Below are 15050 nucleotides of genomic sequence, written 5' to 3'. Positions count from 1 at the left end.
CGCTCAATTCTAAACAGAGGTATCACCTTTCATGTCGAAACACTCCGCCCGGGACACCGACGAGAAAGCTCTATCCCATTCAAGTCACGCCATGTCTTCAGTTCTGGTGGGACCGCGCATGATGCCGCTGCGTGAAGATCATCTACCCTACGCAGTCGGGCTCTCATCCGCATTGGGATGGCCATACCGTGATGCGGACTGGCGCTTCGCCTTCGACCTTGGGGAAGGACTCGCCGTTGAGGTGGAGGGGCAATTGGTGGCAACGGCATTGTGGTGGCCGCAAGGCGGCACCCATGCCTCAGTGGGCATGATCATCGTGTCCCCCTCCCTGCAGGGCAAGGGCATTGGCCGGGCCCTGATGGACCAGTTGTTGCAGCAGGCAGGGGAGCGAACGCTGATCCTCAACTCAACCCAGGAGGGCTTGAGGCTTTACACACGGCTCGGTTTCATCGCCCGTGGACAGGTTAACCAGCACCAGGCGGTGCTGGAGTTCGCGCATCACTTCATCCCTCATTCGACACACCTGCGCGTTATGCGGGCGGGTGACGAACAAGCGGTGCGCCAACTGGATCTGGCAGCCACGGGACGTGACCGTGGTGCGTTGCTGAATGCTTTGTTCGAAGTCGGGAGCATTCTGGTCGTGGATCACGGTGCGGGTGTGTCAGGTTACGGCTGTGTGCGGGAGTTCGGGCGTGGAGTTGTCATCGGCCCTGTCGTGGCCAGCGCGCCAGATGCGTTAGAGGATGCCAGGGCGCTTATCGCGGCGCTTGCTGACGCTCATCGAGGCCGGTTCGTGCGTATCGATGTGAACGAGGGCAGTGACTTATCACCTTGGTTGAAAGAGCAGGGCCTACCCTGCGTCGGTCATGCAATACCAATGGTGCGCGCTGCTCAATCGCAGGTGCGTTCCGCTGAAGCTAATGTGCGTTTGTTTGCCCTGTCCAACCAGTCGATCGGTTGACGTACGCGGACGCCCAGATGTGGCGATGCGCGAATTGCTTACTCAACCTTAATGGAAACCCCTTATGAAACTGATGCCCTATTGGCTGGATACCGCGCCTAAATTTGCGGCTGGTGAGCGTGACGCACCCAGTGGCGAGGTTGATGTAGCGATCGTAGGTGCCGGCTTTACCGGATTGTCCGCCGCCATTGCCCTAGCCAAAAAGGGCGCGAGTGTGGCTGTGTTTGAAGCAGGTTTGGTCGGCAATGCCGCCTCCGGCCGTAATGGCGGTATGTGTAACAACGGCTTTGCTCAGGATTATTTTGCTCTTTCGACAGCCATTGGGCGCGAACGTGCGAATCTGTTGTATCAAGCCTTTGACGCCGGGGTGAGCAAGGTAGAGTCGCTGATAGAGCAAGAGGGTATCGACTGCAATTTCAAACGGGTAGGCAAACTCAAGCTCGCGGCGAAGCCTGAGCATTTTGACAAATTGGCTCGGTCACAGGCGCTGATGGAGAAGGAGTGTGATCCGGACACCTATATGTTGACGCGTGAGCAACTGAGCAGTGAGATCGGTTCAGACCGCTATTTTGGCGGGTTGGTTTTCGGTAAAAGTGCTGGTATGCATGTCGGCCGCTATGGTCAAGGCCTGGCCGAGGCGGCCGCCCGACGTGGTGTGCGCATCTACGAGAACGCGCCCGTGCTAGCGCTTTCGCGTCAGACCGGCACGGTGCACCAGGTCAAGACGTCGCGCGGCGAAGTGCGTGCCAAGCAGGTGCTGTTGGCGACCGGCACGTCCTCGGTGGGGCCGCTGGCGTGGTTTCGTCGGCGTATCGTTCCGGTGGGGGCCTTTATAATCGTTACAGAGCCTTTGTCTGTCGAGGTGCTGGACCGTCTGTTGCCACGCAGGCGCATGACCACCGATACCAAAAACTTCGTTAACTATTTTCGGGTTACTCCTGACAACCGTTTGTTGTTTGGGGGGCGTGCGCGTTTCGCCACATCAAACCCCACATCCGATATGAAAAGCGGCGTCATCCTCCAGAAATCGCTGATCGAAGTATTCCCGGAGTTAAGCGGTACGCGCATTGATTACTGCTGGGGCGGGATGGTCGATATGACCCGCGACCGCCTGCCTCGGGCCGGCGAGCACGACGGACTGTTCTACTCCATGGGCTACAGCGGCCACGGCACCCATATGGCGACTTACATGGGCGCAATCATGGCAGAGGTTCTTGACGGCCGCGCCGACCTGAATCCTTGGCGGGATTTCACTTGGCCGGCCATCCCAGGGCATTTCGGAAACCCGTGGTTTCTGCCGTTGGTGGGTGCCTACTACCGTTTTCAGGACTTGGTGCGCTAAACCGCTGCGACGATGCAGGTGCGTTGCTTGCGTTAGCCCAACCGCTAGGCGCGCGTCGTTCACGTTGTGCACCGTTTTGTCGACTTTTCATCCGTTGCGCGCGCGTGGTGCGTTCCGCAAACTCTGCTGAGGGCAAGGCTGAAAACGGCGGTTTGTGCCAGCCAGGCCACTATTTCAACCAGTTTTCGATGGTCCTGTGATGCTGTAATCATTCTGTGATGCGTCAGCGCACAGGGGGGGTGGAGCGCTGCAACTGTTCTACACGTCATGCCGGTAGATCACCTACAAGATCCTGACGGTGATCTTCTCCTATGCATCCTCGACAGGTACAACTGATATGACCGATACCAAGGCCGACACTCAACTGATCAAGGGCCAAGAAAGTCTGCGTATTTTCGAAAGCCTCAATCGTGGTATGTCTCGCCGACATGCACTGCAAATGCTCGGGGTGGCGGGTGTGGCCGCAGCAGGCGCCGGTAGCCTGTTCGGTGCCGCCGGCAAATTGCTTGCCGACGATCAGGCAAGCCCCGGTAAAGGTAAGCCCGGCGGGCGGATCCGCGTCGCCGGCATGAACAGTTCTACTGCCGATACCCTCGACCCCGCCAAGGGGGCCGGCTCCACCGACTACACGCGCCAATACATGTTTTATAACGGACTGACCCGTTTCGACAACCATATGGTGCCGCAACTAGAGTTGGCCGAGCGATTCGATACTTCCGATGCCACGCTTTGGGTGATCAGTCTGCGTAAAGAAGTGACCTTTCACAACGGAAAATCGCTGACGTCCGCCGACGTCGTATTTTCGCTGTTGCGCCACAAGGATCCCATCACCGGGTCCAAGGTTCTGCCGCTGGCGGAGCAGTTCATCGAGATCAAAGCGAGCGGTGAACACGAAGTACAGATTCGCCTCAATGGCCCGAATGCCGAGCTGCCATCGATTCTAGCGGTGTCGCATTTCCTGATCGTTCCCGAAGGCACCACTGATTTTAACCAGGGAATTGGCACCGGACCGTTCAAGGTCAAGGAGTTCAAGCCTGGTGTGCGCTCCGTTGCCGTGCGCAATACCAACTATTGGAAGCCGGGTTTGCCTTACCTGGATGAAATCGAATTTATCGGTATCGCCGACGAACCTTCACGGATCAACGCGTTGCTATCGGGCGATGTGCAGATCACCAACGAAGTCGATCCACGCTCTACGGTACGCATCAATGCCAGTAGCAAGCACCAGGCGATTTCGGCGCCGTCGGGCAACTACACCGATCTGATTGTTCGCCAGGATCAACTGCCGGGCAAAAGCCCGGAATTTACTCAGGCGATGAAATACTTGCTAGACCGTGAACAGGTCAAATCCGCAGTTTTCCGTGGCTTCGCCGTGGTGGGCAATGACCACCCGATTTCCCCGGGCTCACGCTATTACAATGCCGACCTGCCGCAGATCGTGTACGACCCAGAAAAAGCCAAGTTCTTGCTTAAAAAGGCGGGGATGGAAAGCATCACGATGCCGCTGATTGCATCGCCTGCCGCCACTGGTTCGGTGGACATGGCGGTACTCTTGCAACAGTCTGCGAAACAGATCGGCCTCAAGCTCGATGTCAGCCGTCTGCCGAGTGACGGCTATTGGTCCAATCATTGGATGAAGCACCCCCTGAGCTTCGGCAATATCAATCCGCGGCCGAGCGCGGACGTTATGTTCTCGCAGTTTTTCCAGTCGAGCGCACCCTGGAACGAATCGGCCTGGAAGAACGACCAGTTCGATCAGTTGTTGTTGCTTGCCCGAGGTGAAACCGATGACGCCAAGCGCAGTAAAATGTACGCGGATATGCAAACGCTGGTACATGATCACTGCGGTATCGGCATCCCCGTTTTTATCAGTAACATCGATGGCGTTGATCGGCGTGTCAAAGGCTACGGCAGCAACCCGTTGGGCGGCTTTATGGGGTTTATGTTCGCTGAGCAAGTTTGGCTGGACGCCTGACCCATGGCTACCTGAATAATAAGGGGGCGGCTAGCGCCGCCTTTACTGGCTCCAAGAGGTGCTACTCGGCTGTTTACGGTGATAGGTTTGACTCAACCATGCCGCTTCGCGCAAACGTATTCAAATACTTGTAAACCGCAGCTCTGCCTATCGACAGGACATTGGCGATGTAGTCGCCTGAGCTGTGTCCTTCAAAAGCACCTTGCGCGAACAGGGCCTCTACCAGTAGACGTTTGTCATACGCCTCAGTCCCTGTAGTGCAAGATTGCATTCCTTGAGCCAGGCATGGAGGAACGTATTAATCCGCTCCTGCCAATCGTCGCGAAACAAGGCTTCGGGTTGCGGAAGCAGCCGACCAGGCTCAAAGAAATTATTCAAGGCATCTCGTGCCATCTCCAACACGCTGAATTCATGTTGATGCACAGAAGCGCTTCCGGCTTGCCTGAATCATCTCTCATCACACTGGTGACTGAGCGGATGCGCTGTCCATTCCAACTGAGTTTTTCATAAGGGCCGAGGTTATCAACGGCCTCGACGTTCCCACGAAGTTCGTGCAGGGCTGAGTCGTCCCCGAGCTGTCGCTTGGAGAGGTTGTTGGCGATATGAACGACGGTTTGGGTCTTTATATCGTGAATGATCACTTCTGCGTGGGGGAAGTAGAGCATCGCGATGCCTTCGGCGACGGCTTTGTAATTGGCGAGTTTTTTCATACCAGGCGGTTGCAAGAGGTACGTTTAGGGGAGATGTAGCAGTTCCCCGTTTCCAGGCAGGCGTTGATGTTGGGGACATTGCGATTGAAGTCTTCAACATTGGCCAGGTTGAAACGCTCCGGCAATTGGCCAAATATCTGCTGGTCAGACCAACAGGGTTGGCAAACGGCCGGATGACGATATCGCCGCTCAGCAGGCCTTCCAATTCCAACCCTTGAAGCTGGACGAGAATACGCTGTCTGGACTTTGTTATTTAAGTCCGTTGTGGACAAGCGTCGGTGAGTCGTACGGTCGCAAATAGGCAATGGACCGGCGTGCGAGCGACAATCGATCCATATCGGGGAATCAGTAGCCGCTCAAATATTTCATAGCAGCCCTGCGTAGCGGGGCGGGTAGTCGTTTATTGAGCGAGCGCAGCAGGCGAGGGCGCCAAGTGTCAACTTCCCAGTGAACTCGCCGACGATTCTGTAACGCTCGCCAAAGGGTGCGACTGACATCTTCCGCAGTGAGTCGGATGCCGATCGAATCGACAATTTTTCCATGGGCGCACTGCATCATCGGCGTCGCGACAAAATTAGGCATGATGTCGCATACATAAATGCCATGACGTTCCCATTCAATATTGAGCGCCTCAGTGAAGCCTTTAACCCAGAATTTACTCGCCGAATAAGAGGCTTCGCTGGGCACGCCGTATTCCGAACTCAAGGAACACATATTGATCAGGCTGGGCTGTGAGCTGTTCTTCAGGTAGGGCAGCGCGTAATAGGACCCTATTTGCACCCCCTTGATGTTGACCTCAGTGACGGAGAGGTGTTTTTCAAGTGGCACTTTTTCGAAGTCATCAATAAAGGCAATCCCTGCGTTATTGACCAGCACATCGATAACACCCAGATTGCCAGCCGCAAAGTCTTTGAGTGCGGTGGCGAAATCATCCGCTTGTGTGACATCCAGTCGACGGTAGAAATGATTAGGGCCGAGCATTGCCTCAAAGGCGTGCAGGTCGTGTTCATTGGCGTCCGTTGCGCCCACTCGGTACCCCTGCCTGGCAAACATCAATGCAATCTGAGCGCCTATGCCTTTGGCGGCACCGGTCACGAATACGCTCGGTTTCGGGGTCATTGTCATACCTTTCTCTGAGCATGGTGATCAAGAAGGCGGCTTTGAGGGTCAATGCGCCGTTTTAGAAACGAGATTTGTTGCTCTACAACCTGCTCGAAAGCATGTGCGACATATATGCCGAAATGCCCCGCCGCAGACCGGTAAATCTCGGCATCTTTGGTTATTCCTGCGTAACGCAACGTCGGTGCGGCAGGGGCGACGCTGTCGTTGTCACACACGCAGAACATCACGGGGCAGCAAAGTGACGAGGCTTTCTTACCGGGGCGATAGAAACCGATCTTCAGCGCAAAGCGCGCGCAGACGTAGTTTTTGAACGGGTATTGATCGGGAACCAGTTTGAGGTATCCGGATTCAGCATCGGGTGCTGTCATGAGTGCAGCGGAACCCTTGGGACCGGCAATTTTTACGCGCACCGGCGCAAGGCCCAACGTCGCACAGATCATGTCTGTAATACCCAATATCGTTAGTTTGAGCAAAGTCAGCAAGTCGACCTGAAGCAGCGAAGCGAGGCCGTCGGTGAAAGGACACTGCGCGATTACGGCGGCTATGGCGTTGTCTGCTGCTGCGGTATGCAGTGCATGTCCGCCGCTGAAGGATGACCCCCACAGTATGATTTTTTCCGGGTTCAACGCTGGATGGCGACGGACATAAGCGACTGCTGATCGCCAGTCCTCTTGCTGGCTGGAAATATCGAGAAGCTGTCGGTGCTTGCCCTCGCTTGCGCCAAAGTTGCGATAGTCGAAGACCAGGCAAGCGTAGCCGGCTTCGCAGAATCGCTCTGCGAAGGCATCCAAGCGCATCTCCCGTATGCCGCCCAGTCCATGCGCCATAACGATAACGGGGGGAGCGCTTACAGCGTCAGGCAGATAGAGCCAAGCGGCGCAATGCACATCTTCTGAGGGAAACGAGACTTCCATACGTTGGAACATAGCGATATTCCTTGTTGTTTTTTTGATGCTATTCCAAAATTGGAAGTACTTACAATAATTATCCTTGTGTAGACTGTCGACATGACCAAAATCACATCCCCTACTCGCACGCAGCGCAAGGCCCAGGCCACGCGAACTGCCATTATCGAACATGCCGAAAGGTTCATTCTCGAGCACGGCGCGATGGCATTGACACTTGAGATCGTCGCTGAGCGTGCTGATGTTGCCGTGCAGACCATTTACAACCGTATTGGCGGCCGGTCGGCTTTATTGATGGCGGTCGCTGAAAAAGCCTTTGAAGAAAACAAGGCGTATATGGACGCTGCTTATCGAACGGCAGGTACACCATTGGAGCGCCTGGAGGTGGCCGCGAGGGGCTATTTCCGCTTTGCGATGGAGCGCCCAACGGCGTTTCGATTGCTCGCCGATCCGCCGAACGATCTCGAAGCGCTCTCTCGAGTCAGCGAGCTGGTCAGGCACCAGAACAGTAAAATGGAAGCAGCTATTGCCGATGGAATCGCCGATGGCTCGATTGATGCGGGCGTAGACGCCCATTTGGCAGCGCTTTCGTTGTGGGCCGCCGCCAATGGCATTCTGAGTTTGGCGTGGCGCGCGGACTCAACCCCAGTCGATACACACGCGATGGAGCGTCTATGGATGCAATGGATGACGATTGCGATCAAGGGGCTGCAGCCGGCCTGATAACCCCAGGGTCGTCAGCATCAGCGTCGAGGCCTCTACGCTGCGACGCTAACATGGGCGTCTGGGTGGAAGGGGCAATCAGCGCCGATGCCCCCGAATTGCCGTAGGCGCGAAGCCGAACCTGTCTCGAAAGCGCACGGCAAATTGCGACGGCGTTTGATAACCAACGCAAAGCGCTATCTGCATGACGGTCTGAGCGGACGATTGCAACAGCTGCAAGGCAAAGGTCATGCGCGCATCAATCAATAAGCGACTGAAGGTGGTGCCTTCTTCCGCCAGCCTGCGCCGTAAGGTGGCTTCACTAAGCGCAAAGGTGGAAGCAATGTCGAGAGCGCTCCATTCGTTCGCCAAGTCGCTGGCGATCAACTGCCGGACCTTGAACGCCATTGTTGGCAGGCACGGTTGCTCGAACCGCACCCCCTGCACACCCGCCCAGACCAGCAATTCCTGTACACGATGTCGAGCGACCAGATTAGGTATCGTGGTGTCTTTTACCGCCTCAACGGCACGCTCAAAGGACTCGGCAAAATGTTCTCCGTCGCATGTGATGGGCTGAGCATATCGGATGGCCGCAAGGTGCATGTTGGCTTCGGCGTAAGACTGAATCAACGCTTCGTCCAACACCAGCCAGTGGGCCTGATAGCTGCCGTCTTGCGCCAATCGGTTGATGATATCCAGAGATAGGCCGCCTGCCACAGCTATGGCCTCGCCTGGGTTGATCACGTACTCGCCGCCTGACCATCGCACGGTTTTCGAGCCCCGCTCAACGTAGATGAAGACGGGGCTCTCGATGTACAAACGCTTGAACTCCAGACTTTCCTGCTGAAGTACGATGCCTGCCGAACCGACGCCGGGTCGATGGATAATGCGCAGAGACTCGTAAGCGTTCGGTGACGACATTATCTGCCGCCTTGTACCGTTAGGGTTGCCTTGGCAAGCGAATTACCTGGCACCATGAATCCAAGCATGGCCGGAGTGGCAGTCAGCGGTAATTTGATTGTATCGACGTTCATGGCATAGACCGTGATGACGTAATGGTGGGTTTGCCCTTCGGGTGGACAGGCCCCTAGATAACCGGGCATACCGCTGTCACCGTGTACTTGCAGCGTACCGGCGGGTAGTTTGCCTCCGGCGCTCCCGGCGCCTTCCTTCAGTTCGTTTACCGTTGCAGGCACGTTTGCCAGCACCCAGTGCCACCATCCAGAACCCGTCGGAGCGTCGGGATCGTACAGGGTTACCACAAAGCTCTTGGTGTCAGGCGGGGCACCGCTCCAGGAAATTTCAGGGGAAAGGTTCTTGCCGGTGCAGCCGAACACATCGGCAAACTGGCGCTGTTGAAAATGCCCGTCCTGGACACTGCTGCTGGATACCGTGAACGATTGTGCTTGCGCGTTGGCGGCGATGAGTGAAAGGGCAAACAGGCCCGCGGCGACACGTGAAGTTTTCATACCGACTCCTCTTGGGTTGGAGTGGGTAGTCTGGGGGGTCTGGTCAGACAAGACCGTTTGCCAGCGCTCGATTTTCATCGCAATCCAGTCAATATGCTTGAACCCCATGAGTCTTTAAGGGCGTCGTGAGCGTCATTACGTGGGATTCATAAACGGCTCAACCGATTGCAAGCATTCAACCAGCATCAAGGATGTGGTGTGGATATGCTGTTTCAACAGCTCACAGGCTTTGGTTGTTTCTCGGGCCAGCGCTGCATCGAGCAGCGCCTGGTGTTCACTTCCAATGTCCCGATCCCTGGCGGTCATAGCAATCGACATCGCGCGGTAGCGAGCGGTCTGCTCGAATAACATTGAGCGAATGCGCAATAGCCAGGTATTGGGGCAGGCGTTGACCAACGCCTCATGAAAAGCCGTATGGGCGGCAGCCCATTCATCCGCGTCACGCGGATCAATTCTTGAGAGACAGTGATGCGCGACGACCAGTCCTGCTTCCCATGCAAGCGTACCGTTGTCCACTGCATGCTGAAGACAGCTGGCTTCTATCTCCATGCGAGCGCGTGTGAGGTCGTTCAGGTCCGCCAGCGAGATGGCAGAAATGCGAAAGCCTTTCTGGGGCTCGGCAATCACCATTCCCTCTGAGACCATTCGAGACAATGCCTCTCTAAGCGCGCCCGCACTGGCGTTATAGCGTTCGGCCAAGACCTTTACGTTAACGCGGTCCCCTGGGCGCAAAACACAAGATAAAACGTCATTGCGCAAGCGCTCGTAGGTCGCTTGCGTGAGGCTTTTGGCGGGCTGAACAATCATGGAATGGTAATTCCTTATAAATATATTTTGTTGCAAAAAATATATTTTAATCCTTATGATGGTTTTATTCAAATCGGCCGATTTGCTTCTGCAGCTTTGGCGTTTGCCTCTAGATGTTGCAGTTCATTTTCCCTTTTATTGCTAATCGAGGTAGTCATGAAGCTTTGTCGTTTTGGCCCACGAGGCGAAGAGCGTCCGGGGGTGATAGATGCCGACGGACGCGTTCGCGATCTCTCAGCGCACGTCACCGATTTCAATGCATCGGTGCTAGCGCCGCCGTCACTTGCACATTTGGCGACCTTGAATATAGCCAGTTTGCCATTGGTCGAAAGCGGGGTTCGTTATGGTGTACCTGTAGCTCACGTGCGCAAATTTATCGCCATCGGGCTCAATTATCGCGACCACGCAGAAGAGGCGCACATGGCGATCCCAAGCGAGCCGATCATTTTTCATAAAGCCATCAGTTGCCTGAACGGCCCCGATGACGACATCCAGCAGCCACGCGATTCCACCCAGTTGGATTGGGAGCTGGAGCTGGGCATAGTGATCGGCAGTGAAGCCCGCTATGTGGACGAAGCCGATGCCTTGAACTATGTTGCGGGTTATTGCGTTGTGAACGATGTGTCGGAGCGGGCATTCCAAATGCAAAGTTCACAGTGGGACAAAGGCAAAGGGTGTGACACATTCGGTCCTATCGGGCCTTGGCTGGTGACCCGGGATGAGGTCCCTGACCCGCAAAACCTGAACATGTGGCTGGAGGTCAACGGTGAGCGCCGCCAGACCGGGAATTCGAAAACCATGATTTTCTCTGTTGCTCAAATCGTGGCGTATTGCAGCCGCTACATGACGTTGCAGCCGGGCGATGTGATCTGTACGGGCACGCCACCTGGTGTGGGGATGGGCATGAAGCCGCTGCCACAGTGGTTGTCACCGGGTGATGAAATTCACCTGTGGATCGACGGCCTTGGCGAGCAGCGGCAAAAGGTCGTATCGGCTAGTTGAACCCGATAATCACCGACGTGACTGGACGTGGTGTCTCGTCGACGGTGCCGCGCACGTCGACGGGATGATTGAGGTGTGGATTCTCAGAGTTTGAACTGTTTGGTCAAATGATTCAGATCGGTTGCCAGCTTCGTCAGCTCAGCGGTGGCGATCGCCGTTTGGCTTGAGCCTTCCGATGCCTCGCTGGACAGGTCCCTGATACTGACGAGGTTTCTATCCACTTCCCGAGCGACCTGGGCCTGTTCCTCTGCGGCCGTAGCGATCATCAGGTTTCGCTCGTTGATTTGACTCAACGAATCGGTAATTTCGCCTAGGACTTTGCCTGCGTCGTTTGCCATTTCAAGGGTCTGCCTGGCTTGCAGGCTGGTTTGACTCATCGATGTTACTGCGTTGCCTGTGCCCGTCTGGATCGCACTCACCATATGCTCAATTTCTTGCGTGGATTTCTGGGTGCGATGGGCCAGGGCTCTGACTTCATCGGCGACGACGGCAAAGCCACGACCGGCTTCACCGGCGCGGGCAGCTTCGATGGCTGCATTCAATGCGAGCAGATTGGTTTGCTCTGCAATACCACGGATTACATCCAGCACCTTGCTGATGTCGGTCGCCATGGTCGCTAAGGTTTGCACTTCAACCGAGGTAGTCTGAACGTTGGAGACCATCAGGTTGATGGCCGTGACTGTTTCGTTCACCTGATTCCGGCCTGCGATAGCAGCCGAGCTCGATTGTGAGGTCAGTTCAGAGGTGGACGCGGCATTACCCGCGACTTCTTCTACCGCCGCACTCATTTCAGTCACTGCGGTCGCCGCCATTTCGATTTCATGGTTTTGACGTTGGATGGTGCGCGAAGCCCCCTCTGTCACGGCATGCATTTCTTCGGATGTAGCTGCCAACTGAGTCGATGAATCACCTATCAGCGCAAGGGCATCACGTAAATTTGACTGCATCGTGGCGATTGCTTTTACCAGCAGTGCTGCTTCATCAAAGCCTTCCACGTTGAAATCCTGGCTCAGGTCATTCGCAGCAATACGTTGTGCGATAACCAATGACTCATTAATGGGCACCGTCAGGCTTCGGGTATAGAGCCAGGCCAGTAACACCGAGGCTGTCACCGAAACCAGCAAAAATACGCTCACCGTCATCACCGTTTGCTGATAAATATCATCGGCGTCCTGTCCCGCTTTTTTGGCCTTGCCTTCGTTAACGCTGATGAGGTTTTTGAGGGATACTTCGACTTGATCCGCCGCGTCTTTCATCATTCCATTCGATATGGAAACGGCAGTGTCCAATTGTTGCGCTGCCACTGAGGCAAGGTACTGATCCTGCGCCTTGGAATATTCATCTTGGGCTTCGCGCAGACGCTCAAACGCTTCCTTGCCTTGCACAGTGACTATCAATTTTCTTAAAGACTGCAGGTATTGATCAATCAGTTGCCGAGCCTGCTGAATGTCACTAAGCGCTTTGGTTCTGCGCTCTTGAGGTTCGATTGGATTACGTACACGAGCGTTGTTACCTCTAATGCCGATGAATTCTCGGTCTAACTGCCCCAACAGCATCACGCTGGGTAATACGTTTGTTTCCAGGTACCTTTCGGCAGTTTTCAGCTGTCCTGCCTGTCTCAGGGCTAGCAGCCCCATCGCAACAATTATCAGGCAAAAAAAGCCGAAGCAGAGCGCGGATCGAGGTGCGAGTTTCAATTTTCGCAGGAGCATATCAATTCCTTGGCGTGTGGGGGCGTTCACCTATGGAATGACTATCGACAAAATTTAAAAATACTTTAGTTGCATAGGGGGTGTTTATGCCTTTCTTAAAAGGCATTTAGATCAAATACCTACCGTTTAGTTGGTTGATGATTGGTTTGCCGTGGTTTGATTGCGCGAGTTTGATTTAAGAAAATTGAGTCGAGCAATGGCGCAAGGCGTGTCGACCCTTAAGACCCGATAGCCAAACGGGCCTGACAACGCAGGCCCGAGTTCGAGCGAGTGTTGATTCAGATCGCGGTAGTCAGATACCCCCCATCAACGGGCAAAACCACACCGGTCACGAATGACGCCGCATCAGAAGCCAGAAAGGCAATCACCTTGGCGACCTCCTCGGCGCTGCCGAAGCGCTTCATGGGCGTACGAGACAGCAGGCGATCTATCCTCGGTTGATCATCGATTTTCGCCAGCAGGGGGGTGGTGATCCACCCCGGCGCCACGGCATTGACGCGAATGTTGTCAGGGGCGTAGGCCTCCGCCAGGGACTTCGTAATCTGGACAACCGCCCCTTTGGCTGCCGAGTAAGCCACGAGTTTGCCCCCGCCGAAGTAGGAGAACATCGACGCGATGTTGATGATCGACCCACCTTGCCTGGCCAGCAGCGGATGCGCCAGGTTGATGAGGCGGTAAACGGCATTGAGTTGAACCGACAACACCTGGTTGAAGGCCTCCCACTCCATCTCCTTTTCGCCCAGGGTGCCACCCGCGGCCGGTACCAGAATATCCAGGCGGTCCAGGCTTTGGATCACGCCTTTAAGCGCACCATCGTCGGTGACGTCAACCTCGCGCAGATCGAGCTCAACCCCCTCGGCGACGATTGTCGCGTCGGCGCCCAAGCCGATCGCCACGACCCTGGCGCCATGCCGGGCCAGATACTCGGCTGTCGCTTGGCCAATCCCGGAGGTGCCGCCGCTGACGAGCGCGACCTTGCCTTCAAACAGAGTGCTGCTGAACATAGTCATCTTTACCTCATGGAGTCAGTTAAACGTTTTATTCAAGGCACCGGCTTACAGACCCAGTACCGAACCCACATCCAGCACCACCAGCAGGCCAACCACGAAACCGTTGTTGCTCAATTGCGTCGCGCCCGGGTTGTAGAAGTTGTCCGGGTTGATGATGTACTGGATGCTCGGTTCGATCGCCAGGTTGCGGGTCAAGGCAAAATGGCCGTTGGCTTCCACGGCGTAGACATTGCGCTCACCCAATTCAGGATCGCCACCGGCCGCCGTGCGCAGGCGTTGTTGGAACTGCAACTGATGGTCGTTGACTTGCAGGTAGCTGGCTTTGAGATTGAGCTTGTCCTGCGCCCGATCAAAGGGGGCAAGGTAGGTCAGCCCGGCTTCGGCGAAATGGCTGAAGGGTTGTTTATCGTCAGCCGCCGCCGACAGCGAGCCGAATACCTGAACGCCTTGCTGCCCGCCGCGCCATAGCGTCTGGCGGAACTTGAAGAAGCCGCCGGCCGTGCCGTGGTCGCTGGCACCCGTCAATGGGTCGACCTGATTGGACGAGTTGAAGTACGCATTCAGTTCGTACTGGGTGGTGTCATCGCCCGGCTTGCTGCCAATGCCTAGCAGAAAGCTGGTGCCACTCGCGTCGTCAGTGCTGAAGTCCAGGCCTTTGCGCTTTTTCAGGTAATCCACCGGGTTGGATTCGAACGCACCCGCGTGCACGTAAAAACGCGGGTTCACTTGATACTTCAGGTAGCCACCCCAGGCGCCGAAGGGCGGCGGCAACATGCCACTTGAAGCGTCCAGGATCGGGTCGGTGCAGGTGACGCCCGTTTCGCAGTTATAGATGTAGAAGTACCGTCGGCCATTGGTCCGTCCGACGTGCAGGTCGAGCTGACCGTCGAGCCATTTTTGCTCGTAGGTCAACACGCTTAACTGATTGCTGGCGATGTCATTGTGCAAGGGCGCACCGCCAAAATAGCTGCCGACGGCACCTTGCCATTTGTTCCCGGTCGGTTGGCCGGTACCGTTATCGAGGATAAAGACGGTTTGTTCGAAATGCAGGGCTGCGCCGTCCAGGCCACTGAGCGTGGCAAGGTTAACGTCTGCGCCGATGTACAGGTCACCGCTGTTGCCGAAGCTGTAGGGGCGCGGGCCGGTGTCGAGGTTTTTCATCGACAGGCTCGTGAATTGCACATGGGGCTGGATGCCATAGTCGGCCAAATGCTCGCCCAGGCCGGCCAGTGGACCTTCTCGGTCCAGTGCCCAGGCTTGGGGATAGGTAAACACCAGGAACAAAAACGCGCACAAACGAAGAGTAGGGTGCATGGTCGGGGACTCATTTTAT

At 55.8% G+C, this 15050-nt stretch carries 13 protein-coding genes and 1 pseudogene; 5 read left to right on the top strand and 9 right to left on the bottom strand.

The window, feature by feature from the left end; translation table 11 throughout:
* The first annotated feature begins 31 nt into the window (after window positions 1–31).
* The 3 genes from J3D60_RS05520 to J3D60_RS05510 all read left to right on the top strand — a co-directional run bounded on the left by J3D60_RS05520 (window position 32) and on the right by J3D60_RS05510 (window position 4278).
* A complete protein-coding gene (locus tag J3D60_RS05520; protein ID WP_253490285.1) occupies window positions 32–961 on the top strand; it encodes a GNAT family N-acetyltransferase in 930 nt (309 codons plus the stop codon).
* 64 nt (window positions 962–1025) lie between these two features.
* On the top strand, window positions 1026–2303 hold the full coding sequence (locus tag J3D60_RS05515; protein WP_253490283.1) for an FAD-binding oxidoreductase: 1278 nt from the start codon (window positions 1026–1028) through the stop codon (window positions 2301–2303).
* A gap of 337 nt (window positions 2304–2640) precedes the next feature.
* A complete protein-coding gene (locus J3D60_RS05510) occupies window positions 2641–4278 on the top strand; it encodes an ABC transporter substrate-binding protein (RefSeq protein WP_253490281.1) in 1638 nt (545 codons plus the stop codon).
* Window positions 4279–4351: 73 nt separating this feature from the next.
* Here J3D60_RS05510 and J3D60_RS05505 read toward each other — a convergent pair.
* The 3 genes and pseudogenes from J3D60_RS05505 to J3D60_RS05495 all read right to left on the bottom strand — a co-directional run bounded on the left by J3D60_RS05505 (window position 4352) and on the right by J3D60_RS05495 (window position 7036).
* Window positions 4352–4988 (bottom strand): annotated as a pseudogene (locus tag J3D60_RS05505) (transcriptional regulator).
* 345 nt (window positions 4989–5333) lie between these two features.
* A complete protein-coding gene (locus J3D60_RS05500; protein WP_253490279.1) occupies window positions 5334–6107 on the bottom strand; it encodes an SDR family oxidoreductase in 774 nt (257 codons plus the stop codon).
* Between the two features lie 2 nt (window positions 6108–6109).
* Window positions 6110–7036 (bottom strand): alpha/beta hydrolase, encoded by a 927-nt coding sequence (locus J3D60_RS05495; RefSeq protein WP_253490277.1) that lies wholly within the window; start codon window positions 7034–7036, stop codon window positions 6110–6112.
* Window positions 7037–7117: 81 nt separating this feature from the next.
* On the opposite strand from J3D60_RS05495, the gene J3D60_RS05490 reads away from it, so the two are divergent.
* Window positions 7118–7738 (top strand): TetR/AcrR family transcriptional regulator, encoded by a 621-nt coding sequence (locus tag J3D60_RS05490; RefSeq protein WP_253490275.1) that lies wholly within the window; start codon window positions 7118–7120, stop codon window positions 7736–7738.
* A 78-nt stretch (window positions 7739–7816) separates the two neighbouring features.
* Here J3D60_RS05490 and J3D60_RS05485 read toward each other — a convergent pair whose 3' ends face one another.
* The 3 genes from J3D60_RS05485 to J3D60_RS05475 all read right to left on the bottom strand — a co-directional run bounded on the left by J3D60_RS05485 (window position 7817) and on the right by J3D60_RS05475 (window position 9993).
* On the bottom strand, window positions 7817–8638 hold the full coding sequence (locus J3D60_RS05485; RefSeq protein ID WP_253490273.1) for an AraC family transcriptional regulator: 822 nt from the start codon (window positions 8636–8638) through the stop codon (window positions 7817–7819).
* Window positions 8638–9186, bottom strand: coding sequence for a YbhB/YbcL family Raf kinase inhibitor-like protein (locus J3D60_RS05480; RefSeq protein WP_253490271.1), 549 nt, complete (start codon window positions 9184–9186; stop codon window positions 8638–8640). The genes J3D60_RS05485 and J3D60_RS05480 overlap by 1 nt, the downstream gene beginning before the upstream one ends.
* A 135-nt stretch (window positions 9187–9321) precedes the next feature.
* Window positions 9322–9993, bottom strand: a complete 672-nt coding sequence (locus J3D60_RS05475; protein ID WP_253490269.1) for a GntR family transcriptional regulator — start codon at window positions 9991–9993, stop codon at window positions 9322–9324.
* Between the two features lie 156 nt (window positions 9994–10149).
* On the opposite strand from J3D60_RS05475, the gene J3D60_RS05470 reads away from it, so the two are divergent.
* Window positions 10150–10995 (top strand): fumarylacetoacetate hydrolase family protein, encoded by an 846-nt coding sequence (locus J3D60_RS05470; RefSeq protein WP_253493966.1) that lies wholly within the window; start codon window positions 10150–10152, stop codon window positions 10993–10995.
* Window positions 10996–11078: 83 nt separating this feature from the next.
* Here the strand turns inward: J3D60_RS05470 and J3D60_RS05465 are convergent, their stop codons facing one another.
* The 3 genes from J3D60_RS05465 to J3D60_RS05455 form a co-directional block, all read right to left on the bottom strand.
* Window positions 11079–12707 (bottom strand): methyl-accepting chemotaxis protein, encoded by a 1629-nt coding sequence (locus J3D60_RS05465; protein ID WP_253490267.1) that lies wholly within the window; start codon window positions 12705–12707, stop codon window positions 11079–11081.
* Between the two features lie 278 nt (window positions 12708–12985).
* Complete coding sequence (locus J3D60_RS05460; RefSeq protein ID WP_253490265.1) at window positions 12986–13717, bottom strand: SDR family NAD(P)-dependent oxidoreductase; 732 nt, start codon at window positions 13715–13717, stop codon at window positions 12986–12988.
* A gap of 45 nt (window positions 13718–13762) precedes the next feature.
* The gene (locus J3D60_RS05455; protein WP_253490264.1) at window positions 13763–15031 is read right to left on the bottom strand and encodes a carbohydrate porin; all 1269 of its coding nucleotides are present in this window, start codon (window positions 15029–15031) and stop codon (window positions 13763–13765) included.
* Window positions 15032–15050 lie beyond the last annotated feature (19 nt).

This window comes from Pseudomonas sp. S3E17 (assembly GCF_024168685.1).
GTDB classification, from domain to species: Bacteria; Pseudomonadota; Gammaproteobacteria; order Pseudomonadales; family Pseudomonadaceae; genus Aquipseudomonas; species Aquipseudomonas marginalis.
Note: the sequence above shows the minus strand (reverse complement) of the source record. Positions and strands in the feature narration are given on the sequence as shown.

Excerpts from the sequence above, each read along its gene's own strand:
- J3D60_RS05520 (WP_253490285.1), top strand. The coding sequence starts at position 32 with ATGTCGAAACACTCCGCCCGGGACACCGACGAGAAAGCTCTATCCCAT.
- J3D60_RS05515 (WP_253490283.1), top strand. The coding sequence starts at position 1,026 with ATGAAACTGATGCCCTATTGGCTGGATACCGCGCCTAAATTTGCGGCT.
- J3D60_RS05510 (WP_253490281.1), top strand. The coding sequence starts at position 2,641 with ATGACCGATACCAAGGCCGACACTCAACTGATCAAGGGCCAAGAAAGT.
- J3D60_RS05500 (WP_253490279.1), bottom strand. The coding sequence starts at position 6,107 with ATGACCCCGAAACCGAGCGTATTCGTGACCGGTGCCGCCAAAGGCATA.
- J3D60_RS05495 (WP_253490277.1), bottom strand. The coding sequence starts at position 7,036 with ATGTTCCAACGTATGGAAGTCTCGTTTCCCTCAGAAGATGTGCATTGC.
- J3D60_RS05490 (WP_253490275.1), top strand. The coding sequence starts at position 7,118 with ATGACCAAAATCACATCCCCTACTCGCACGCAGCGCAAGGCCCAGGCC.
- J3D60_RS05485 (WP_253490273.1), bottom strand. The coding sequence starts at position 8,638 with ATGTCGTCACCGAACGCTTACGAGTCTCTGCGCATTATCCATCGACCC.
- J3D60_RS05480 (WP_253490271.1), bottom strand. The coding sequence starts at position 9,186 with ATGAAAACTTCACGTGTCGCCGCGGGCCTGTTTGCCCTTTCACTCATC.
- J3D60_RS05475 (WP_253490269.1), bottom strand. The coding sequence starts at position 9,993 with ATGATTGTTCAGCCCGCCAAAAGCCTCACGCAAGCGACCTACGAGCGC.
- J3D60_RS05470 (WP_253493966.1), top strand. The coding sequence starts at position 10,150 with ATGAAGCTTTGTCGTTTTGGCCCACGAGGCGAAGAGCGTCCGGGGGTG.
- J3D60_RS05465 (WP_253490267.1), bottom strand. The coding sequence starts at position 12,707 with ATGCTCCTGCGAAAATTGAAACTCGCACCTCGATCCGCGCTCTGCTTC.
- J3D60_RS05460 (WP_253490265.1), bottom strand. The coding sequence starts at position 13,717 with ATGACTATGTTCAGCAGCACTCTGTTTGAAGGCAAGGTCGCGCTCGTC.
- J3D60_RS05455 (WP_253490264.1), bottom strand. The coding sequence starts at position 15,031 with ATGCACCCTACTCTTCGTTTGTGCGCGTTTTTGTTCCTGGTGTTTACC.